Below are 21,517 nucleotides of genomic sequence, written 5' to 3' on the forward strand. Positions count from 1 at the left end.
ACGTCCGACGAGGTCCAAGAGACCTCAGACGGCGTCAGCTCGGCCACACCACTTCAACGCCGGGTAGAATGGCTCCTTACGGCCAGCTTCGTTACCGGCCGTTCCTGAAATGCGGCACCTCGGGCCTCAGTAATCGTCGTCATAGAGGCCGCGCTCCGCGTCCTTGTGGCAGGCGACGCAGTTCGCCTTGCTGATCACTTCGGCCCGTTTCCACTCCGAAGCGCGGACCTCGTCGTGCTCGCGGATCCACCACGGCTGCTCGGTGATCCGCAGGATCGTGCCGTCGGCGCGCCGGCGGCCGCCCGCGCCCGCCGCGCCGACCAGATAGGCCCTGATCTCGGCCGCGAGCGCCGGCGGCAGCGAGGCGTCCTCGCCGAAATGATCGGGGAGGCCGTCCATGATCGCGGCCCAGCTCGCCGCCGGAAGCAGCCCCGGCTGGTAGACCATGTGGCACTCGCCGCATTCCTTCGCGGTCGCGGCGTGTCCGACAGGCGGGAGCCGCTCGTACTCGTCGGCGAACAGCCTGCCGGCCCCGGCCGTGAGGCCGGCGATTGCCACGAGGGCGATGATCGGTTTCTTCATCTGGGGCTCCTCAGGCGGCCTGTCGCGGCAGGCCGTATCGGCTGGCGAAGAACACGAGCGGCTCTCCCGGCCGGTGCTCGAACCTCTCGACGCGGCCGAGCAGGATCAGGTGGTCGCCGGCCGGGACGTGCTCGGCGTGCGAGCACTCGAAGGCCGCGATCGAGCCGGCAATGAGCGGCACACCGCCTTTGCCGGGCGCCCATTCCAGGCCCTCGAAGCGGCGCGCGCTCGGCCCGGCGAACCGGCTCGATACCGCCTCCTGACCCGCCCCGAGGACGTTGATCGCGAACCGGTCCGCGGCGACGAAATCGGCGAATCGCGACGAACGGCGCGACAGGCTCCACAGGACGAGCGGCGGCTCCAGCGAGACCGAGCTGAATGAGTTGATCGTCATCCCGATCGGCGTGCCGTCCCGCGTCAGCGTGGTGACGACCGCCACGCCGGTGGCGAAACGGCCGAGCGCCTGGCGGAGGTCGGCGGGTTGGACGTGCTGGTTCATGGCAGGCCTTCTCCTCACTGGGCGGACAGGAACGTGATGAAATCGCCCTTCTCGCGGGCGGTGCAGGCGCGTCCCAGCACGTTCTTGCAATCGCGCCCGAACTGCTTCTCGACTTCGCCGGCATCGGTGAACCGGGCCCGGTTGGCCGATACGGCCATCGGTTCGATGCCCCGCCCGGTCTTGCGGTGCCGCCCCGTCGCGGCCGGGTTCCCGGTGTGGCAGGCCGCGCAGGCGTTGGTCTCCGGGTTTCCCCCCTGGTGCGGGCCCATGTAGAGGCTGCGGCCGCGCTCGGCGGAGAAGGCGGCGAAGGCCGCGTCCTCCGCCTTCGCCTGTGCAGCGTAGGCTGCGAGGATCGCCTCGCGCGCCGGGTCGGCGGCCATCGCGACGGGCACTGCGATGCCGAGCGCGAGCGCGGCGGCAAGCGCGGCTTGCTTCTTCTTCATGAGGCACCTCCGGTGCGGGACGTGGCGGAAAGGGGTGTCGCGGCGGGCTCGGCCGCGCGCGGCGTCGCGAGGCGCTTGGCTCCGTGCAGCACGAGAACGAGCGCCACATGCACGATCACGATGAAGAGCGCCGCCTCGCCGAACGCCTCGTGAAGGTCCTCGGCCGAGAGGACGAAATCGGCGATCGCGCCCGAGGCTGCGGCGGCCGTCAGCCCGGCGAGCAGCGCCACGGCCATCGGGCCGTGGAGGGGGCTCCGCTTGAGGAGGACGCCGCGCTCCATCGTGGCGGCACCGCGCAGGAAGCCGGCGATCGCTCCCCAGTCCGGCCTCGGCAGGCGGAGCATGCTGCCCGGCGGCGCAAGAACGCCGATCGCCATGCGGAGGGCGAGCGCCGCCAGCACGACGTACCCGGAGAAGACGTGCATGAAGTAGAAATCGTCGCCGTCCCCGGTGAGATAGGAGACGAGGAAACCTCCCGCGACCGTCGCGTGGAATCCGAGCAGGACCGGAAGCTGCAGGTTCGTCCTAGCTTTCGCCATGATCGGCCTCCGCCGGGGCCGGACGCAGGTCGGAGAGGTCCATCTGCGCGTCCTTGTAGGTCTGGTAGCCGAAGGCGAGCGCGGCGATGATTGCCGCCGCCGCGAGCCCTTGGCCGATCATCTTCGGGATCATGGAGTGCTCCTGTTCCGCCGCTTGGCAGGGCGCGGGCGGCCGCTGCCGGCCGCCCGCCGAGGCGGCGTCACTTCAGGGAGACCCGGTCGTCCGCGTCCGGGCCGTGGCGGAGGTCGCCGGACAGGATGCTGCCGTAGGCGGCGTCGAGCCGGAGCCGCACGGGCGTGCCGCTCGGCTCGTAGGCGCGGACGTGGTAGATGCCGTCGTCGAGCTTGATGTGCACGACGTCGTAGCCTTCGAACGCGACGATCTGCGCGATCGCCTGCTCGGTCATGGTACCGGCGGTCGGGCGGTCGGAATCGGCAAGCGCCGCGCTTGCTCCGATGATGGCGAGGAGAGCGCCGGCGGCTGTGGCTGCTGTGGTCTTCATTGCGTGTCCTCCACGACTTGCGATGGATGGACGCTACGCTTCGCCGCCTCACGCGATGCTGAAACCGGGTGTAAGCTTCCCGTCAGGTTGCCGCGGTTAGAAGTGGGGATCGCGGCCGATCGCGCGATCCGGTGAAACCGTCGCGATGAATGCGCCGCACACCCAGCGAGCCCAGACTGATGGTGAACATCCGCAGCAGAGTCCTTTCCGCAGCCTTGGCCCTCTCGCTGGGCTGGGCCGCAGCGGCGCCGCCCCTCGGGACGGCCGTCGCCGGTGACAGTCGGTCCTCGTCTCGGGACGGGCCGGGTGCGGCTTCCGTCATGCCGGTGAGCGATCTCCTCGCCCGGGTCCGGCAGGATTTCGGCGGCGAGGCGATCAAGGTCGAACTCGAGCGCGAGGACGATGACGGCGCTGGCGTCTGGGTTTACGAGGCCAAGATCCTGACGCCCGACGGCCGCGTCCTGAAGGCCGTCTATCGCGCTGGCGACCTCGCCCTCGTCTCCTGGAAGGGGCGTCGCGAGCGTCGCCTGCGATCCGATGACGACTGAAGGCGGCCGCTGACATGCGCGTCCTGGTCGTCGAGGATGAGCCTCGGCTCGCACTGCAGATCGAGCGCGTCCTCGAAGGCCGGGGCTATGTGGTGGAGGTCGCCTATGACGGCGAGGAGGGCGCGTTCCTGGGCGAGACCGAGGCCTACGATGCGGTGGTCCTCGACCTCGGCCTGCCTAGGATGGACGGCCTCAGCGTACTTCGGGCGTGGCGGCGCGACGGCCGGAACATGCCCGTTCTTCTCCTGACGGCGCGCAGCACCTGGCAGGAGAAGGTCGCCGGTCTTCGCGCCGGCGCCGACGACTACCTGGCGAAGCCGTTCGAACTGGAGGAGATGGTGGCCCGGATCGAGGCCCTGATCCGCCGCGGTGCGGGCCATGCCGATCCCGTCCTCGTCCACGGCGCCATCGCCCTCGACACCGTCTCGGGGCGGGTCACCCGGGCAGGCGCGCCGGTCGACCTGACCGCACTCGAGTTCCGGGCGCTCTCCTACCTCATGCACCACCCGGAGAAAGTGGTCTCGAAGACCGAACTGAGCGACCACATCTACGGCCGGGATTTCGACCGCGACTCCAACGTCATCGAGGTCCTCGTGAACCGCCTGCGAAAGAAGGTTGGCGCCGAGGCCATCCGGACGATGCGCGGCCAGGGCTACCAGCTTGTCTCGCTCCACGATCGCGCGCCCTAGATCGCTGACGGCCCGGCTCGCGGCGGCTGCCCTTCTCTGGGTGATCGCCTCGGTCGCGGCGGCCGGTCTGCTCCTGACCGAGCTCTTCCGTGCCCAGATCGAGCGCCGCTTCGACGATCAGCTGCGCGATCACCTGGTCGAGCTCGTCGCCGCCAGCGAGGTCGCGCCGGAGAGCGGCTTCGTCCTGAGCTGGATCCCGTCGGATCCGCGCTTCAACAGGCCGCATTCGGGCTGGTACTGGCAGGTCGAGGCATCAGGCGACGCCGTCGCGGCATCGCAGTCGCTCGCCGGCTTCCGGATCACGGCGGCGGCGGCACCCGCGGACGGCCCGCGCGCCGCCGCTCTCGCCGGCCCGGAAGGCGAGGACCTTCGTGCCGTGGTCGAGGACATCAGCCTGCCGGACGCGCCGGGCCTCTTCGTATACGTGGTGGCCGGCCCCGTGACGGACATCCAGAAGGACGTCGATGCCTTCGTCCGGCAGCTCGCGGCGACGCTCGCGCTGCTCGCGGCGGGTCTCGTCGGGGCCGTCGCCGTCCAGGTCCGCTACGGCCTCCACCCGCTGCGGCGGCTCGGCCGGGAGCTCGAAGCGGTGCGTTCCGGCCGGGCCGAACGGTTGACGGAAGAGGCGCCGGCGGAGGTCCTGCCGGCGGTGCAGGAGATCAACGCGCTCCTCGACCACAACGAGGCGATGCTCGCCCGCGCCCGCACCCAGACCGGCAATCTCGCCCATGCGATCAGGAACCCGCTGACGGTGATCCGCAACGAAGCCGCGAGCCTCAGCGGAGAGCCCGCCGCCGTCATAGCGAGGGAAGCGGCGAATATCGGCGAGCAGGTGGAGCGGCATCTGGCGCGGGCGCACGCCGCCGCTTCCGCGCAGGTCCTCGGCGTCAGGTCGTCGGTTGGGGACGTCCTCGCCGACGTCGCGTTCTCCATGCGCCGGCTCTACGAAGGACGCCGCCTCGCGATCGAAGCCGACTCGGCCGCGGATCTCGCATTCCGGGGCGACCGCCATGACCTCGAGGAGATGGTGGGAAACCTTGCCGACAACGCCTGCAAGTGGGCGCGCGCCCGGGTCAGGATCGCCGCCCGCCGCTCCGGCGGCGAGTTGGTCCTCACCGTAGAGGATGACGGCCCCGGCATCCCGGCGGAGAAGGTGGCGGCGGTGCTCGTGCGCGGCGGGCGCATTGACGAGGCTGTTCCCGGCGCAGGCCTCGGCCTGGCGATCGTCGGCGACATCGCCGAGCTCTATCGCGGCCGGCTCGACCTCGGGCGTTCGTCGCTCGGCGGGCTCCAGGCAACGCTGTCCCTGCCGCTCGCCCTCTGACCCCTTGACGCAACGGAGCGGCCGGCCAGTGACGCCCCGCATTCGGCGGCTGCGAATCCGCCCGGTCCGCCGCAACCATGCGGGTCGCACGCGCGGCCCGCGGCTGCGACAGGGTGGCGCTTTCCTGCTCGCGCGAACCGGCTTAGTTAGTGAGTGATAACTCGCTACGGTTACAACGATGATGGCCCGGAAGAGCGCGGAGGTGCGCAAGAACGAAATCGTGGACGCGGTGCTCGCGCTCGCCGACCGGGGCGGGCCGGACCGGCTTGCGACGGGCACCGTCGCGGAGGCGGTCGGCCTGACGCAGCCGGCCCTCTTCCGGCACTTTCCGACCAAGCAGGCGATGTGGGGCGCGGTCGTCGAGCGGATCCGGGCCGACATGGAGCTGCGCTGGCGCGCGGCCTCCGCGCAGCCGGTGCCGCCGCTCGACGCGCTCCGCGGCATCGTGGCCGCGCAGCTCGGCCTGATCCGCGACGTCCCGGCGATCCCCTCCATCCTCTTCTCGCGCGAGCTCCACGCCGAGAACCCGGCGATGCGCGCGATGTTCAGGGCGCTCATGGCACGCTTCCACCGCCGCCTTTCGCTGCTTCTGGCGGAAGCGCAGAAGGCGGGCGAGATCGACAGGGCGGTCGACCCCGCCGACCTCGCCTTTCTCGTCATGACCATCATCCAGGGCTTGACCATGCGCTGGTCGATCGCCGACCGCGCCTTCGATCTCGTCGGCGAAGGGCTGCGGCTCCTCGACGTCCAGCTCGCCGCATTCGCCGGCCGGCGCGCTGAGGCGTTGCCGTGATGCGCTGGCGCCGGATCCTGGCCTCCCTCCTTCTGCTCGCGGCCGTCGGCGGGGCGGGCTTCTTCTATCTGGCCGTGCGCCCTGTCGCGGTCCGGGTCGCCGCCCCGGAGCAGGAGGTGACGTTCGAGGTGTTCGGGCTCGGCACGGTCGAGGCGCGGATCGTGTCGCGCGTCGGCTTCCCGATCGGTGGGATCCTCACCGCGCTCTCCGCCGATCACGGCGACCGCGTCGCGGCGGGGGCGGTGCTCGCCCGCCTCGACGATGCCGAACAGAAGGCGCAGCTCGCCAAGTCGGAGGCGGCGCTGGCGAGCGCGGAAGCGGGCCTGCACAAGGCGGACGCCCTCGTCGCAAAGGCCGAGACGGTGGCGGGGCAGCAGCAGGAGATCAACCGCCGCCGCCAGGTCCTCGTGCAGCGCGGCACCGTCTCCGTCGAGGCGGCCGAGCAGGCGCAGATGGAATCCGACGTCGCCGCCGCCGACCGGGCGATCGCGCTGCGCGACGCCGAGGTCGCGCGCGCCGGCGTGACGAACGCGCGCGCCCAGCTTCGGTTCGACGCCGTCAAGCTCGACCACCACGCGCTGGCGGCCCCATTCGACGCGCTCGTGGTGGAGCGTCACAAGGAGCTCGGGGCCGTGATCGGCCCGGGCGAAGCGGTCTTCACGCTGGTCGACCCGGATACCGTATGGGTGCTCGCCTATGTCGACGAGAGCCGGGCGGGCGACCTCCGGCCCGGTCAGCCGGCGCGCGTCAGGCTGCGCTCGCTGCCGGACCGCCTGTTTGCGGCCGAGATCGTCCGGATCGGGATCGAGAGCGACCGCCTCAACGAGGAGCGCCGCGTCTTCGTGAAGTGCCGCGACTGCCCGACCGAATTCCATCTCGGCGAGCAGGCCGAGATCGTCATCCGCACCGCCACCGCCGCCGGCGTGCTGATGATCCCGGAGACCGCCATCGAGCGCCCCGGTGAGCGCGAGGGCACCGTCTGGACCGTGGAGGGCGGCCGGCTCGCCCTGCGTCGCGTCGTCCTCGGCCGCCGCAACCTCGACGGCCGCGTCGAGATCCTTGCCGGCGTGCCGGACGGCGCCCGCGTGGTGACCGAGCGCGGCGTGGGCCTGCGCGAAGGTCGGCGCGCGCGCGTCGAGGGAGCTTCGCCGTGAACCTCGCCTATCGCGACATCAGGCACAATCTTGGCCGCTTTCTGCTCACCTGCATCGGCCTCAGCCTGCTTCTCGGCGTGGTGCTCTCCATGATCGGCATCTATCGCGGGCTGGTCGTCGACGCCCTCACGCTGGCGCGCGCGCCGGCAGCCGACCTCTGGGTGGTGCAGGCGGGCTCGCGCGGGCCCTTCGCGGAGGCCTCCCGCATCCCCAGCGACACGCGCGCCGCGATCGCCCGCCTCGGCGGCGTGGCCGAGGCCGGTGCCGTCACCTTCCAGACGGCGGAGACCTTCCATGCCGGCCGCAAGCTGCGGTTCCAGATCGTCGGCTACGAGCCCGGCCGGCCCGGCGGGCCGCATCGGATCGCCGAGGGCCGTCCGATCGCCCGCGCCCATTTCGAGATGATCGCCGACGCCCGGGCGGGGCTTGCGGTCGGGGAGGTCGTCCGCCTCGGCCGCGACGGCTACACCGTGGTCGGCCTGACGCGCGACCTCGTCGCCTCCGGCGGCGACCCGGTCGTGTTCGTCGCCCTGGCGGATGCGCAGACGCTGCAGTTCGAGCTCGACCCCGCCGCCATGCGCCGCGAGCGGGCGCGGAGCGGGGCCGCCGCCGCCAGCGTCGACAGTGTCAACGCCGTCGTCGCGCGCGTCGTGCCGGGCGTCCACCCCGACACGGTCGCCGAGGCGGTCCGGCGCTGGAAGCATCTCGCCGCCATCACCCAGGCCGAGCAGGAGATCATCCTGACGCGCTCCGTGGTCGAGCAGGCGCGCCGCCAGATCGGTCTCTTCACCTCGATCCTGCTCGTCGTCTCCACCGTCATCATCGCGCTGATCGTCTACACGATGACGATGGACAAGCGGCGGGAGATCGCCACGCTGAAGCTGATTGGCGCGCCCGACCGGACCATTGCCGGCCTGGTCCTGCAGCAGGCGCTCGCCATGGGCGTGATCGGCTTCGGGATCGGCGCACTGTTGATCTCGACGGTGAAGGACGTCTTCCCGCGCCGCGTCGTCCTGCAGCCGGAGGACGGGCTCGCCCTCGCCTTCGTGGTGATCGCCGTCTGCGTGGTGGCGAGCGGTCTCGGCGTGCGGCTCGCGCTGAAGATCGACCCCGCGACCGCGCTCGGGGGCTGAGATGGATTCGCTACGGGACCCGGCGCCCGCCGCCGCCGAGGGTTTCGTCGAGCCGCTCGTCGAGCTCCGTGACGTCTCGAAGCATTTCGGCGAGGGCGAGACCCGCGTCGACGCGCTGCGCGGCGTCAGCCTCGCCATCCGCCCGCAGGAGGTCGTCGGGCTGCTCGGGCCCTCCGGCTCCGGCAAGACCACCCTCCTCAACGTGATCGGCTGCATAACGGAGCCGAGCAGCGGCTTCATGCGGCTCGACGGCGAGGCCGTCTATGACGGCCGCTGGCTGAAGGGCGACCTCCGCCGGCTGCGGCTCGACAAGATCGGCTTCATCTTCCAGTTCCACAACCTGCTGCCTTTCCTGAACGCCACCGACAACGTCGCCGTGGTGCTCCATCTGGCCGGGCTGGAGCGCAAGGCGGCGCAGGCGCGGGCGAAAGAGCTTCTCGACTATCTCGAGGTCGGCCACCGCCGCCACGCCTTCCCGGCCAAGCTCTCCGGCGGCGAGGCCCAGCGTGTCGCGATCGCCCGCGCGCTCGCCAACCAGCCGCGCATCATCCTCGCCGACGAGCCGACCGCGGCGCTCGATTCCGAGCGCGCCGCCATCGTCATGGACCTCCTGCGGAAGGTCGCAGCCGACCAGGACGCGGCGGTGATCGCCGTCACCCACGACGAGAAGATCTTCGACCGCTTCGACCGCATCCACCTCCTCCGCGACGGCCGCCTCGCCGGGCGGGCGGATGCGTGAGGGCGGCCCCGCCGCGCCGCAATCGACGGGCGGATTGCGCATGAGCGCGGCCAGAACATCGAGTGGAGGTTCTACTGCCATCCTTCCGAACAGCGGGGTGGCTATCTCAAGCGGTTCCGCGGGCTGACGCTCCGCGCCGAAATGGAGAACGCGAAGGGTGCGCGGGTCGAGGCCGGCAGCGAGGCCGGAGGGAGTCCGGTACTTCCTCGATAGCCGCTTCGGCCGCCACTTCGCCGACGAGGTCGCGAACGAGCTCCTCCGCGGCAAGATGCTGGGCGCTGTCGGGTAGGCTGCGAATTCACGCCCCACCAGTATCCAACGGGAAAATCGCTGGTTAGAGACGACGCTCGATCGCCAGCCGTGTCAGTCGCTCGAGGAAATCCATCAGCGCCGCCGCAGCCTCGGAGGCCGCGGCTTGGTCACCGGCGGCGATTGCCTTGAGCGACCGACTGTGCAGGGTTGCAGCCTCGGACCTCCGCTCATCCTCGATGTAGGCGTACCAGAACCGCCGAGATAGCCCGTGAACAGGGCCGATGGTCTTGATCAGCATGCTGTTCCTGGTCGCCGCGGCACAGAGCATATGGATCTCCTTGTTGGCGGAGAAGTAGCGCGGCATCACTGCCGCCTTGGCGGCTTCGAGAATTTCCAGCGACAGCTCCATCATCCGCTCGCGTTCTTGCCGGGTTGCGCGCTCGGAGGCGAGGCGCACCATCAGATCTTCGAGCGAGCGGCGAACCTCGAGGAGTTCGAGTTGCTTGCGAACATCCACGGGCGTGACAAGGGCGCCGCGGCGCGGATGGATCTCCAAATAGCCTTCCAGCTTCAAGCGCTGAAGCGCCTCGCGTACCGGGGTGCGGCCGCACTTCAGGTCATCGGCGAGTTGGTTCTCGGAGATCATCATTCCGGGCGGTAGATCGCCTACGACGATCATGTCCTCGATCCGGCGATAGGCCTCCTCGGCCAGCGATGGGCCGGGACTTGTCTCGCGAGGGCTATCGACCATCGGACCTCCTGCAATCAGCAGTACGAACATATGGGTTGACCCCTTTGCCCATCAACTGATATGTCAGTTGTCGATCAGAGGGAGGATGAGCCGGTGAGGAACGGTTCCGTCATCGACGCCCGCAGCGCATCGCGCCTGGATTCCGACGTCCTGGTGGTTGGAGGCGGCGCCGCTGGACTTGCCGCGGCCGTTACCGCAGCGCGGCAGGGGCTCGATGTCACACTGATCGAACGCTATGGCTTCTGCGGCGGCGGCGCCGTTGCAGGACACTCCGGCACTGTCTGCGGCCTGTACGAGGCGACCGACGATCGGTCGGCCGCGCCTCGCCAGGTCGTGTTCGGATTCGCCGACGAGTTCGTGCGCAGGATCGCCGCGCGCGGCGGCCTCGGGGATCCGGTCCGCTACGGCAAGACCTACACCCGCGTGCACGACCCACTGGTCTGGCGCGAGACGGCGGACGACCTCCTGCGCGAGGCGGGCGTGCGCGTGATCTATCACGCCGTGGCCACCGGTGTTCTCATCGAGGGCGACCGGGTCGAAGGGGCCATGGTGTACACCAAGCAGGGGCCGCTCGAGGTTCGGGCGCGCGTGGCGATCGACGCCTCCGGCGATGCGGACCTGGTCGCCATGGCCGACTTCCCCTGCTTCGTCGGCGACAACGGCCGCGTGCAGAATCCGACAATGATCTTCCGCCTCATGGGCGTCGACGTGGAGCGCTTCCGGGCGGCCTACGGCATGGACACGATCATGCCGCCGGAGGTGACGGACATGATCGTCGCCAAGAACAACGGCGGCGAGTATCGCCTGCCGCGCGCGAAGATCTGGCTGTTCACCACGACCCGGCCGGGCGAGCTCCTGTGCAATTGCACGCGCATCGTTGGTGCGGACGGCCGCGAGCTGAACACGCTCTACTATCGCGACTTCACCGACGCGGAGATGGAGGGGCGGCTGCAGATGCGCGAGTACGCCCGCTTCTTCCGCGACAACCTTGCCGGTTGCGAGGCCTCCTTCGTCAATGACACCGGCGTCCAGGTTGGTGTTCGCCAGACCCGCCAGGCGGCCGGTGTGGCTCGGCTCATGAATGGCGATGTGGTCGCCGGCACCAAGTTCGCGGACGGCATCGCCCGCTCGCCCTGGCCGATCGAGCTGCACGCCGGGCAGAAGCCGCGTGTCGAGTGGCTCCTCCAGGACGTTTACGAGGTCCCCTACGGCTGCTTCGTGCCCGAGCGCGGAGATGGCCTCCTTGTGGCGGGGCGTTGTCTCTCGGCCGAACACGAGGCGGTCGCCTCCGCTCGCGTAACGGCCCAATGCTTCGGCTACGGCCACGCCATCGGCCACGCGGCGGCGATCGCCGTCCGGGAGGGCATTGCACCCCGCGCCATCGACGGCAGGGACCTCCGCCAGATTCTCAACGCCGACGGTGCCGCGCTCGATTGAGCGCGCCGGATCTCCTTCAACGGCACGGAACCCAAATGGCCAAGATCACGACCGCCGCGGAGGCTGTAGCCTCCATCCCGGACAACGCGACCGTCGCCTCCGTTGGCGTCATCGGCTGGATCACGCCGGACGCAGTGCTGAAGGCGCTCGGCGAGCGCTTCCACCAGACTGGCGCACCGCGCGACCTGACCTTCTATTTTCCCTGCGGCACGGGTGACGGTTGCGCCATCAAGGGCATGGACCATGTCGCACGCGAAGGGCTGATGAAGCGCATCGTGTCCGGGTCCTACATCAACCCGGTGGACCCGGCGACCGGGCGGCGGCCGGAGCTGATGCGCCTCATCCGCGAGAACCGTGTCGAGGCCTACTCCTGGCCGATCGGCGCCTCGATGCACTGGTTGCGCGAGGTTGCCCGCCGCAGTCCCGGCTATCTCACGCGCATCGGCCTCGGCACCTACATCGACCCGGATCTCGGCGGCGGCCGCTTCACCGCCTGCGCGGAGCAGCCGCTGGTCCAGAAGGTGGAGATCGGCGGCGAACCGCTCCTTTTCTATCCATCCTGGCCGATCGATGTCGCCATCGTGCGTGCCTCGAGCGCCGATACGGCCGGAAACCTCTCCTGGGAGGACGAGGCGCTGGTTTCAGCGAACATCGGATTGATCCTCGCTGCCAAGGCTTCCGGGGGTCGCGTGATCGCCCAGGTTCGCCGCATCGTGGACGGCGCCGACCGTCCAGCCTCCGGAGTCGGGATTCCGGGCTACTTCATCGACGAGATCGTCGTGGCGCCGGACATGATGATGACCACGGACGTCAGCTTCGACCCGGCCTATTTCTCCGGCGCACGACGGGCGATGTCGGAGCTGCCGCGGCCGGAAATGTCGCCGGACAAGGTGATCGCCCGTCGCGCCGCGCGCGAGGTTCGGAAGCGCGAGCTGTCGATCTTTGGCTTCGGCGCGGCGGCGGACATCCCGCTGGTGATGGCCGAGGAAGGCCTTCTCGATGGCGCAAGCCTCGACGATTACTGGTTCACCACGGAGCACGGCTCCTACGGCGGCGTGGTGATGTCGGGTTGGCAGTTCTCGGCCAACATCAACCCGTCGGCGATCATGGACGGTCTGTATCAGCTCGACGCCATCGACGGCGGGCTGTGCCGCTTCGCGGCGCTGGCGTTCGCCCAGTTCGACGCAGAGGGCGTCGTCAATGTGTCCAGATTCGGCACGGCCAATCCCGGCGCAGGCGGTTTCATCGACATCGCTCAGAACGCCCGGCGGTTGGTGTTCACCGGAACCTTCACGACTGGCGGGCTCGACGTCGGGTTCGAGGACGGGCGGCTCGACATCCGGCGGGACGGCAAGATCTCCAAGTTCGCCGCGAAGGCGGAAAGCGTCACGTATCGCGTCCGCGACGGAGTGCGGGACCGGGGTCAAACGGCGCGAATCGTGACCGAGCGCGCCGTCTTCGACGTCGAAGCGGAAGGGCTGGTGCTGACCGAGGTCGCACCGGGCGTCGACATCCGCCGGCACATCCTCGAGCGGATGGACTACGCGCCCGCGCGCATAGCCGAGCCGCTTGGGCAAATGGACTCCGACCTGTTCCGCGATCACGCCCCGGCTCGGGAGACGACCGGGGCGTGATCTTGGCCGCGGCTCCGCGCAAGGCGCGGAAAGACGCCGGAGCCGCACGATGACGACAGCAATGACAGCAGAAAGGGAGAAGACGCCATGAATAAGACAGTTCGCCGCGACTTCCTGAAACTCGGCGCCGCCGCGTTAGCCTTCACACTCTCCACGGCGGCCGTCTACGCCCAGGAGACCTACAACTGGCGGATCCAGACACTCTGGCAGCCGGGCACTGCCAACCAGGCAGCCTTCGAGCGATTCGCCCAGAACGTGAAGGCGAAAACCGACGGCCAGATCAACATCACACCGCTGCCCGCCGGCGCCGTCGTCGGGGTGAATGAGACGCTGGATGCCGTGGTGCACGGCATCCTCGACGGTCACCACCCGGCAACCGTCTATTGGACCGGCCGGAATCCCGCGTTTGCGGCCATTGGCGACCTGAACGCCGCCTACGAGAATCCGCGCCAGGGCATGGAATGGTTCTACGAGCACGGCGGCCTCGAGCTGCTGCGCGAAGCCTATGAGCCGCTCGGCATCTACCCGATCGGAGTTGCCTACTGGGGCGTCGAGTCGCTGCCGACGACACGCAAGGTCGCCAGCGTCGATGACCTGAACGGCCTCAAGATCCGTCTGCCCCAGGGAATGGCGTCCGACCTGTTCGCGAAGTTCGGCGCCGTGCCGGTCAACCTGCCGGGCTCGGAAGTGTTCAGCGCCATGGATAACGGCACGATCGATGCCACCGATTGGGGAACGCTGGGCATGAACGCGGAACTTGGCTTCCACGACAAGGCGAAGTTCGCCGTCTACCCGGGTGTGCACTCAATGCCGGCGGGCGACGTTTCGATCAAGCTCGCGGTGTGGAACTCTCTCGATCCCCGGTTGCAGGAGACCCTCACCGAGGCGGTGCGCGAGTTCAGCTTCGACATGATCGACACGTTGGAGGCGCAGAACGCCGAGGTGGCACAGAAGCTCTCCGCGGAAGGCGTGGAGCTGGTTGACTGGTCAGACCAAGACCGGCGCAAGTTCCGCGCCGCCGCAGTCGAGACCTGGGACGCTTACGCGGCCAAGAACGACCTGACCCGCCGCGCGGTCGAGAGTCAGAAGGAGTACCTGAAGAGCGTCGGCCTTCTCGACTGATGGCCTCTTCTGTCCCTCCCGCGGCCGGTGCCGCGGGAGGCCCTTTTCGTGACATTCGTGTCCGCCCGGGGACTTGTCATGGGCTCGATCAGCCGCACCATTGAGTTCCTGAGCCAGAAAATCGGGGACTACTCCAGCCTCGTCTATCTCGTCGTCTTCGCGGTGACGGTCTATGACGTGACGCTGCGCTATTTCTTCAACGCCCCCACGATCTGGGGCTTGGAGCTGGTGATCGCGCTCGCGGGCGTGCACTACCTTCTAGGCGGCGCGGCGGCTGTGAAGAACGACGCGCACGTGCGCATCGACTTCATCTATCGCCTGCTGCCTGAGCGGGCCAAGCGGGTGATGTCGGTCTTCGCCCATCTCCTCAGCCTCTGTTTCCTGCTCGCCATCCTCTACTACGGCTCCCAGCAGGCCTGGACATCGGTGCTGGGCGGCGAGCGCACCGGCGCTGGCTGGAACTCGCGCGCGCCCATGGTGATGAAGCTCGCCATCCCGATCGGCGCCGCCCTGATGGTCCTGCAGATCCTCGTCAATCTCACCCGTGCGATCCGGGAGGACCGTCGTGTCCGGTGAAACCGTCAGTCTCGTAACCGTCGGTCTCCTCCTCGTCCTGATTGCCACTGGCATTCCGCTCGCCTTCGCGACCGGTGCCACAGCCGTGATCCTCAGCATCTGGCTGTTCGGCGTCGACTCGCTCTTTCTCGTGCCGAGCCGGATCTTCACCCTCATGAACAACTACGCACTGATCTCGGTGCCGTTGTTCGTGCTGATGGGCTGCATTCTCGAGGGGGCGGGTGTCGTGGAGCGCCTGTTCCACGCCCTGCATATCTGGTCCGGTCGGCTGCGCGGCGGCCTCGCCGTCGGCACATTGCTCGCATCCACCATTCTCGCCGCAATGGTCGGCGTGATCGGGGCGGAGATCGTCGTTCTCGGCCTCGTTTGCCTGCCGGCAATGCTGAAGAGGCAGTACGACAAGAAGCTTGCAGTAGGCGTCATTTGCGCAGGCGGCTCGCTTGGAACCCTGCTGCCGCCGAGCATCGTGCTGATCGTCTACGGTCTCGTGGCCCAGGTTTCGATCGGCGACCTCTTCCTTGCTGCCGTCATACCCGGCCTGCTGCTGGTTTCCATCTACCTCATCTACGTGCTCGTTCTCTGCTACCGGAACCCGGAGCTCGGGCCATTGGCGGCGGAGGAGGAACTCGCAATGCCATTCGGCGAGAAACTCCTGCTGTCGCGCGCGCTGGTCCTCCCGCTCGCACTCATCACCGCCGTGCTCGGCTCGCTCTACCTCGGGATCGCGACGCCGACCGAGACAGCCGCCGTCGGCGTGCTCGGCGCAATGTTGATTGCTCTCGTTCACGGCAAGCTGTCGTGGCCGATGGTCTACGAGGCAGTCCGGACCACCGGCAGCACAGTCGCGATGCTGACCTGGATCTTCTTCGGCGCATCTGCCCTCGTCGCCGTCTACACCATGGCCGGGGGCACCGCCTTCCTCCAGGGCGCGATAAGCGGACTGCCCGTGCCGCCGCTGGTAACCGTCGGCCTTATGATGCTGATCCTGATCGTGCTTGGCTGCTTCATCGATTGGATCGGCATCGTCCTCCTCACAATGCCGATCTTCGTGCCCGTCATTCGGCAGCTCGGCCTGGACCCGGTCTGGTTCGGGGTGCTGTTCACCATGAACATGCAGGTCTCGTACCTGACGCCGCCCTTCGGCGCCGCCGCCTTTTACCTGAAGGCAGTCGCCCCGCCCGACGTGGAACTGTCGGACATCTTCCGGGGCGTAATCCCCTTCATCGGGCTTCAGCTCATCGGTCTGACCATCGTCCTCTTCTTTCCCCAAGTGGCGCTATGGCTACCGAGCTTGATGAAGTGACCCGCCCCCCTCGCCAAGGACACAGCCATGATCAAGACCGAGCGTGCTGACCGGATTGCTATCGTCACCCTCGACCGGCCCGAACGGCGCAATGCCCTCTCCTCGCCGATGGTGCGCGATCTCGACCGCACGCTGGTCGCTCTCGACCGCGACCCGGAAGTCGGCGCCATTGTGCTCACCGGCGCGGCGCCAAGCTTCTGTGCCGGGAGTGATCTGAAGGAGCTCGGCCGCCTGGACCTCGCGGGCATGGTCGACAACGAGGCCGAGACCGCGGCGATGGCACGCCGCATCGCTTTCCTCAACACGCCCGTGATCGCTGCGGTGGAGGGGCATGCACTCGGCGGCGGGTTCATCCTGGCAGTGTCGTGCGACCTCGTCGTGGCCGCCGAGGACAGCCGCTGGGGCCTGCCGGAGGTGCCGAACGGCTGGCTGCCGCCCTGGGGGCTCAAGGCTCTTCTGTCGCGCGTCGGACCGACAAGTGCTCGGCGACTGGTCTGGGGGGTCGAGACGCTCAACGGCACCGAGGCTGTCCGGCTCGGCGTCGCCGACTTCGCCGCTCCGGCCGGCGGTGCCCTCGGGCGGGCGCTTGAAGTCGCCACCAGGCTGGCCGCGCTGCCCGCGCCAGCGGTGCGCTCCACCAAGCAGGCCTTCCGCTTCGTTGCCGCGGGCGACGCAGAGACCTGGGATGCCGCGGCCAGCGAGGCCTTCGCGGAAAACTGCGGACATGAGACCGCCGCCGCCACCCTCTCCCGATTTGCGTCAAAGGCCTGAGCTGCCAGAGAGACAAAGCCGATGTTGGACTTCACCGAAGACGAGACGATGCTGGCGGACTCGGTCGGCCGCTTCGCTCGCGAGCGCATGGCACCGGAGATGCCGCGCTTCACGCGCGATCATCTGTTCCCCACAGAACTCGTGCGTGAGTTCGGTGAACTCGGGTTCCTCGGCACGGCCTACGACCCGGAATACGGTGGTGCCGGACTCGGGACGCGTGGAGCAGCCATCGTCGCCGAGATACTGGCGCGGACCGAGCCGTCCTTCGCCGCAATCTTCCTTTGCAACAGCGCGCCGGCGTCCTTGGTCGCTCGCTTTGGATCCGACGAGTTGAAGCGAGAGTTTCTCGCCCCGATCTGCGCCGGCAGCTCGATCGCCTCCTTTGGCGTCACCGAACCCCACGGCGGTTCCGACGTTGCCAACATCCGGACGCGTGCATCCCTCGACGGCGATACCTGGATCCTCAACGGAGCGAAGATCTTCTCCACCAACGCCGGGACGCCCATGCATGGCTTCTCGACCGTCGTCGCCGTGACGGAGCCGGAGCTCGGGCCGAAGGGCCTGACGAGCTTCGTTGTCCCGGTCGGCACCGACGGCTTCACCGTCGGCCGGGCGTCGAAGAAGATCGGTTGGCGGTTTGCGGATTCTGTCGAGCTCTATCTCAACGACGTTCGTATCCCGGATCGATATCGGGTGGGGCGCCGCGGCGACGGACTGAAGCAGGTGCTCAGCGTCCTCAGCATCGGCCGGGTTCTGGTCGCAGCAACCGGCCTCGGCCTTGCCAGGCGGGCTATCGATCTCTCCATTGCCCACGGGCGCGATCGGGTGCTGTTCGGCAAGTCCATCCTCGAGCACCAGGGCCTTGCGTTCCAGCTCGCCGACATCCTGACCAGGATCCACGCGGCCGAGCTGATGGTCCGCAACTCCGCCGCGCTGGTTGACAGCGGACGCCCATTTCGCAACGAAACCAGCAAGACCAAGCTCTTCGCCAGCGAACTCGCTGTCGAGGCGGCTTTGAAGGCGATCCAGGTGCACGGCGCGCTCGGCGTTTTCGAGGAATGTGCCGCCTCGGGCCTCTTGGGCGAGGCCAAGGTCCTGGAGATCGTCGAGGGGACGAGTGAGATCCAGCGCATGGTGATCGCGCGCGAGCTCATGGCCTGAGCGGCCGCCGCCAGTCCCTCGCTTCGCTGCACCCGCGTGCCGGCGCAGCCGGACCTCGGCGAACGCCGGCGGGCCTCCGGCCAGGTGCAACATCAAGCGCAGCTAATGCGGACCGCCGGCTGCTCCCGGAGTGAAGGCCGGGGCGTCGCTCGCAGGAAAGGATTCGCGGCCGGCTTCATCCACCAGTTCCGAGATTCTGGATCGCATTTCGGCGCCCTCCTTGGCAGCCGCCGAGAGATCGTGGACATGGACGTCGTCCCCCCCCGCAGCGCTCCAGGATTTCCCTTGCCCGCACCTCGTGAGCTGCGTCGCGCGTCCGGACCCGCAGGAGCAGGCCACCTTGCGCTACTTCGCTCGTGAGGAGGGCCGTCAGGCAAGCGGGCCTGCTCCACCCCCGCTTACCGGATCATGAGACGGCGATCCGCCCGCCGGCCCGACTGCGTCCCGGCGGTGCTGTCCCGCACCGGTGCGCCGGCGGAAAGCAGGTCGCGCAGGTGGCGCGCGAAGAACTCGGTCGCGCCGGCGCGGTTCAGATGGTCCGTGTCGAAGTAGTGCCGCGGCTCCGGCAGTGCACCGGAGAAGTCGCTGAAGCGAATCCCGCGCGCCGCGAGCCGCGCTCCCAGCGCGGCATCGAACTCCGCCTCGCGCGGGAGCCTGCGGTAGAACGAGGCCGGCATCGGCAGCTGCACCACGGTAACAGCGGCCCCGGAGCGCCGGGCCTCATCGAGCAGAGCCTCGAATCTTCCAAGATTGCGCTCGAGTTCCGCCGGCCCGGCCCGCATTGCAGGAAAGAGATACTCGATGCGCCTGGCCTCGGCCGCGCCCGACGGGCGGTAGGTGCGTTCGAACTGGGCCTCGCCCTCCCAGCGGTCGGGCCGGAAGCGTTCAGGATTGTTGATCTTCGAGAAGCCGGTCCCGTAGTCGAGCGGCACCCGCCAGTCGACGCCTTCCCGCAGGGCATAGGAGAGGAAGGCGCCTGCGAGTGCGGCATCGAACGGCGTCCGGCGCAGGAGCTTCACGTCCGCGAAACGCCCCTCGTTCCAGGCGCCGTCATAGAAGGCAAAGGAATCGACGACGTAGAGGAGGTTCGCCGTCCCGCGCTCGCGCAGGAAATGCTCGAGCACGAACCGGTTGTAGAGTGGCCCCGCCCCCGTGGCCGCGAGGTTGAGGATGGAGAGCCCCGTCTCCCGTTCCATGACGGCGTTGAAATCGTCGAAATCGAGCGGCATCGCATGCGAGGCGCCGAGGACGACCCAATCGAACTCGCTCCGCGGCGCGGTCGCGATCTTGAAGAACGGGTTGCTGTCCCCCGTCCGGTAGACCAGCCGTTCGCTCCAGGCATAGAGGGCGAGATAGAGGACGGCGCCGATCGCGACGAAAAGGGCGGCGGAGCGCGCCAGCGAGGGTTTCGCCGGAGCGCCGCGTTCGACGGATGCCGCGTGAGCCATGGCCGCCTCAGAACTGCATGTAGATGAACTGCTGGGCGTGCCAGCGGCCGAGCACGAGCAGCCCGAAGATGGCGGCATAATATGCGCTCCAGCGCAGGATCACGGGGGCGGCGGCGAGCCGGAGCGCGAGCGGACGGCGCTCGTCCAGGATCTCGACCGCCATCAGAAGCGCGATGAGCGACGCCCCGATCGCATGCTCCGTGGTGAACGGGTAGCGCAGCGCGAGGCTCGGCAGGTCCGGCAGGAAGGCCCAGATCTTGCCGATGATCGTGGTGGCGTCGGCGATCGACCGCGCGCGGAAGAAGATCCAGGTGAAGAGGATCAGGTGGAAGGTGACGAGCACCTGCAGAATGGCCACGGGCGCGCTCGCCGCAAGCCGTGGGAAGGCTTCGCCGAACCGACGGCGCAGCGGCGCGAGCGCGATCTCGACCCATTGGTACAAGCCGTTCAGCGCGCCCCAGACGAGGAACGTCCAGCCGACGCCATAGCCGAGCCCGGCATGCCAGAGGCCGCTCACCACGAAGACGACCATGACGTTCACATAGCGGCGGAGCGGACCGGCGCGGCTGCCGCCGAGCGGGATGTAGAGATAGTCCCGGAACCAGCGCCCGAGCGAGATGTGCCAGCGCTCGGCCCAGAACTCGCTCGTGCTGCGCGAGAGATAGGGCCTCCGGAAGTTCTCCATCAGCCGGATGCCGAACAGCAGCGAAACGCCGATCGCGATATCGGTGTAGCCGGAGAAGTCGCAGTAGATCTGGAAGGCGAAGAAGTAGACGCTGACGAGGAGCTCCATCGGCGAGGCATAGGCGGCGATGGCGAAGTTGCGGTCGACCAGCGGTGCCAGGTTGTCGGCGATCACCACCTTCTTGAAGAGGCCCCATCCGATCAGCTGCAGGCCCAGCACGATCTGGTCGGGCTCCGCGCGCATGCGCGTCGCCAGCTGCGGCAGGAAGGTCGTGGCGCGCTCGATCGGTCCGGCCAGGAGCTTAGGGAAGTAGGCGACGTAGAGCGCGAAGCGGCCGGCAATCCGCTCCGGCACGATGCCGCCGCGATAGGCGTCGATCAGGTAGCTCGCCGCCGCGAAGGCGTAGAAGGAGAACCCGACCGGATTGGCGATGCCGATCCGGGGCAGCGCGAGATCCGACCCCGCCAGGCTCTCGAGCTCGGCGGCCGCGAAGTCGTAGAACTTGAAGGCGACGAGCGCGCCGAGGATGACGACCAGCCCGCCCGCGAGAAGCGCCTTGCGCCAGGCCGGCGCCGCCACCCTGCCGAGCGCCAGCCCGCAGGAATAGGCGACCGCGGTGACGGCGGCCAGCCAGACCAGGTTGCGTGGTTCACCGGCCGCATAGAAACCGTAGCTGGCGAGAAGCAGGACGCCCCAGCGCCAGCGCGCGGGCAGGATCGCGAAGACGGCGAGCGTCAGCGGCAGGAACAGGAGGAAGGCGAAGGAATTGAAGAGCACCGCCCCCTCCCGCGCCGCCCGCCGTCATCCGCGGCTCAATAGGAAGCGCCGCCGGCTCTCAGCTCCTCCGGCACCAGGTCGATCGGGATTCCGGCGTTCAGCACGAGGTAGTTGACCATCTCCTCGCGCTGCTGCTTGGAGAGCTTGATCTCGATGTGGCTCGGCTTGTTGAGGCTGCCGTGCCACGCCTCGGGGGTGCGATCCTGCGTCACGACGACCGTGATGATGTGGCAGGACTGGCAATAGTCCAGCGTGTAGTCCCGCCCGTCGGGTGGAAGCGTCCGCTCGAGCGTTCTCGCATCGGATTGCGCGGCGACCGCGGTCGTGGGCATGTGGAAGGCGAGATAGTCCGCCAGGGTGGCGATCTCGATTTCCCCGAGGTCCTGCAGTGCGGGGACCGAGCCCTGGCGATCAGTCAGGTAGGCGATCCATTCCTCGCGCGTGCGCCGCGCTGCGAGGATGGCGGCGAGCTCGTCGGCGGGCAGCCCTTCCGCGACCGCCTGCGCGATGATGGTCCTGCCCCCCGGTGGAATGAAGGCGAAGACGTCGTCGGTCTGCGCCCGCACGGGAACGACGGCCGAGCCGGCCAGCAGGGCGGCTCCGAATAGGGCGGCGAGTTGCGCTTGTCTCATGATCGGTGCTCTCTCGTCTCGT

Annotated in this window: 24 protein-coding genes; 14 read left to right on the plus strand and 10 right to left on the minus strand. The window is 68.6% G+C overall.

All coding sequences use genetic code 11. The features are described 5' to 3' along the window. Positions 1–126 precede the first annotated feature (126 nt). The 6 genes from ACUN0C_RS14230 to ACUN0C_RS14255 form a co-directional block, all read right to left on the minus strand. Positions 127–582, minus strand: coding sequence for a diheme cytochrome c (locus ACUN0C_RS14230; protein ID WP_445467050.1), 456 nt, complete (start codon positions 580–582; stop codon positions 127–129). Between the two features lie 10 nt (positions 583–592). Beyond that, positions 593–1,081, minus strand: coding sequence for a flavin reductase family protein (locus tag ACUN0C_RS14235; protein ID WP_445467051.1), 489 nt, complete (start codon positions 1,079–1,081; stop codon positions 593–595). A 14-nt stretch (positions 1,082–1,095) separates the two neighbouring features. Beyond that, positions 1,096–1,524, minus strand: coding sequence for a DUF1924 domain-containing protein (locus ACUN0C_RS14240; RefSeq protein WP_445467052.1), 429 nt, complete (start codon positions 1,522–1,524; stop codon positions 1,096–1,098). Next, complete coding sequence (locus tag ACUN0C_RS14245; RefSeq protein WP_445467053.1) at positions 1,521–2,063, minus strand: hypothetical protein; 543 nt, start codon at positions 2,061–2,063, stop codon at positions 1,521–1,523. The genes ACUN0C_RS14240 and ACUN0C_RS14245 overlap by 4 nt, the downstream gene beginning before the upstream one ends. Then, positions 2,050–2,196 carry a hypothetical protein gene (locus tag ACUN0C_RS14250; RefSeq protein WP_445467054.1) on the minus strand — a complete coding sequence of 49 codons (147 nt, stop codon included), beginning with the start codon at positions 2,194–2,196 and terminating at the stop codon, positions 2,050–2,052. Before ACUN0C_RS14250 ends, ACUN0C_RS14245 begins: the two co-directional genes overlap by 14 nt. A gap of 67 nt (positions 2,197–2,263) precedes the next feature. Beyond that, positions 2,264–2,566 (minus strand): PepSY domain-containing protein, encoded by a 303-nt coding sequence (locus ACUN0C_RS14255; RefSeq protein WP_445467055.1) that lies wholly within the window; start codon positions 2,564–2,566, stop codon positions 2,264–2,266. 320 nt (positions 2,567–2,886) lie between these two features. Between ACUN0C_RS14255 and ACUN0C_RS14260 the strand changes: the two genes are divergently transcribed. The 7 genes from ACUN0C_RS14260 (at position 2,887) to ACUN0C_RS14290 (ending at position 8,946) form a co-directional block, all read left to right on the plus strand. Continuing rightward, entirely contained in the window at positions 2,887–3,114 is a 228-nt protein-coding gene (locus ACUN0C_RS14260) for a PepSY domain-containing protein (RefSeq protein ID WP_445467056.1), read from the plus strand. A gap of 14 nt (positions 3,115–3,128) precedes the next feature. Then, positions 3,129–3,803, plus strand: coding sequence for a response regulator transcription factor (locus ACUN0C_RS14265; protein WP_445467057.1), 675 nt, complete (start codon positions 3,129–3,131; stop codon positions 3,801–3,803). After that, positions 3,775–5,127, plus strand: coding sequence for a sensor histidine kinase (locus ACUN0C_RS14270; protein WP_445467058.1), 1,353 nt, complete (start codon positions 3,775–3,777; stop codon positions 5,125–5,127). The genes ACUN0C_RS14265 and ACUN0C_RS14270 overlap by 29 nt, the downstream gene beginning before the upstream one ends. A 181-nt stretch (positions 5,128–5,308) precedes the next feature. Then, positions 5,309–5,920 carry a TetR/AcrR family transcriptional regulator gene (locus ACUN0C_RS14275; protein WP_445467059.1) on the plus strand — a complete coding sequence of 204 codons (612 nt, stop codon included), beginning with the start codon at positions 5,309–5,311 and terminating at the stop codon, positions 5,918–5,920. Next, positions 5,920–7,074 (plus strand): efflux RND transporter periplasmic adaptor subunit, encoded by a 1,155-nt coding sequence (locus ACUN0C_RS14280; protein ID WP_445467060.1) that lies wholly within the window; start codon positions 5,920–5,922, stop codon positions 7,072–7,074. The genes ACUN0C_RS14275 and ACUN0C_RS14280 overlap by 1 nt, the downstream gene beginning before the upstream one ends. Further along, a complete protein-coding gene (locus ACUN0C_RS14285) occupies positions 7,071–8,207 on the plus strand; it encodes an ABC transporter permease (RefSeq protein WP_445467061.1) in 1,137 nt (378 codons plus the stop codon). The genes ACUN0C_RS14280 and ACUN0C_RS14285 overlap by 4 nt, the downstream gene beginning before the upstream one ends. Position 8,208: 1 nt before the next feature. Beyond that, positions 8,209–8,946: an ABC transporter ATP-binding protein gene (locus ACUN0C_RS14290; RefSeq protein ID WP_445467062.1), complete on the plus strand. Its 738-nt coding sequence runs from the start codon at positions 8,209–8,211 to the stop codon at positions 8,944–8,946. A gap of 334 nt (positions 8,947–9,280) precedes the next feature. On the opposite strand, the gene ACUN0C_RS14295 is transcribed toward ACUN0C_RS14290, so the two are convergent. Next, positions 9,281–9,949: a GntR family transcriptional regulator gene (locus ACUN0C_RS14295; protein WP_445467063.1), complete on the minus strand. Its 669-nt coding sequence runs from the start codon at positions 9,947–9,949 to the stop codon at positions 9,281–9,283. A gap of 93 nt (positions 9,950–10,042) precedes the next feature. Between ACUN0C_RS14295 and ACUN0C_RS14300 the strand changes: the two genes are divergently transcribed. The 7 genes from ACUN0C_RS14300 to ACUN0C_RS14330 all read left to right on the plus strand — a co-directional run bounded on the left by ACUN0C_RS14300 (position 10,043) and on the right by ACUN0C_RS14330 (position 17,953). Next, positions 10,043–11,386 carry an FAD-dependent oxidoreductase gene (locus ACUN0C_RS14300; RefSeq protein WP_445467064.1) on the plus strand — a complete coding sequence of 448 codons (1,344 nt, stop codon included), beginning with the start codon at positions 10,043–10,045 and terminating at the stop codon, positions 11,384–11,386. 35 nt (positions 11,387–11,421) lie between these two features. Continuing rightward, positions 11,422–13,020 (plus strand): acyl CoA:acetate/3-ketoacid CoA transferase, encoded by a 1,599-nt coding sequence (locus ACUN0C_RS14305; RefSeq protein ID WP_445467065.1) that lies wholly within the window; start codon positions 11,422–11,424, stop codon positions 13,018–13,020. 87 nt (positions 13,021–13,107) lie between these two features. Next, positions 13,108–14,142 carry a TRAP transporter substrate-binding protein gene (locus ACUN0C_RS14310; RefSeq protein WP_445467066.1) on the plus strand — a complete coding sequence of 345 codons (1,035 nt, stop codon included), beginning with the start codon at positions 13,108–13,110 and terminating at the stop codon, positions 14,140–14,142. A gap of 48 nt (positions 14,143–14,190) precedes the next feature. Continuing rightward, on the plus strand, positions 14,191–14,718 hold the full coding sequence (locus ACUN0C_RS14315) for a TRAP transporter small permease subunit (RefSeq protein ID WP_445467067.1): 528 nt from the start codon (positions 14,191–14,193) through the stop codon (positions 14,716–14,718). Continuing rightward, complete coding sequence (locus ACUN0C_RS14320; protein WP_445467068.1) at positions 14,708–16,021, plus strand: TRAP transporter large permease; 1,314 nt, start codon at positions 14,708–14,710, stop codon at positions 16,019–16,021. Before ACUN0C_RS14315 ends, ACUN0C_RS14320 begins: the two co-directional genes overlap by 11 nt. Positions 16,022–16,048: 27 nt before the next feature. Then, positions 16,049–16,792 (plus strand): enoyl-CoA hydratase/isomerase family protein, encoded by a 744-nt coding sequence (locus ACUN0C_RS14325; protein WP_445467069.1) that lies wholly within the window; start codon positions 16,049–16,051, stop codon positions 16,790–16,792. 24 nt (positions 16,793–16,816) lie between these two features. Further along, entirely contained in the window at positions 16,817–17,953 is a 1,137-nt protein-coding gene (locus tag ACUN0C_RS14330) for an acyl-CoA dehydrogenase family protein (RefSeq protein WP_445467070.1), read from the plus strand. Positions 17,954–18,351: 398 nt separating this feature from the next. Here ACUN0C_RS14330 and ACUN0C_RS14335 read toward each other — a convergent pair whose 3' ends face one another. The 3 genes from ACUN0C_RS14335 to ACUN0C_RS14345 are packed head-to-tail and all read right to left on the minus strand — an operon-like array spanning position 18,352 to position 21,495. Next, positions 18,352–19,401 (minus strand): hypothetical protein, encoded by a 1,050-nt coding sequence (locus ACUN0C_RS14335; RefSeq protein WP_445467071.1) that lies wholly within the window; start codon positions 19,399–19,401, stop codon positions 18,352–18,354. Positions 19,402–19,408: 7 nt separating this feature from the next. Further along, the gene (locus ACUN0C_RS14340; protein ID WP_445467072.1) at positions 19,409–20,863 is read right to left on the minus strand and encodes an MBOAT family O-acyltransferase; all 1,455 of its coding nucleotides are present in this window, start codon (positions 20,861–20,863) and stop codon (positions 19,409–19,411) included. A 35-nt stretch (positions 20,864–20,898) separates the two neighbouring features. Further along, positions 20,899–21,495: a hypothetical protein gene (locus tag ACUN0C_RS14345; RefSeq protein ID WP_445467073.1), complete on the minus strand. Its 597-nt coding sequence runs from the start codon at positions 21,493–21,495 to the stop codon at positions 20,899–20,901. Between the last annotated feature and the right edge of the window lie 22 nt (positions 21,496–21,517).

It is taken from the genome of Faunimonas sp. B44 (assembly GCF_052655945.1).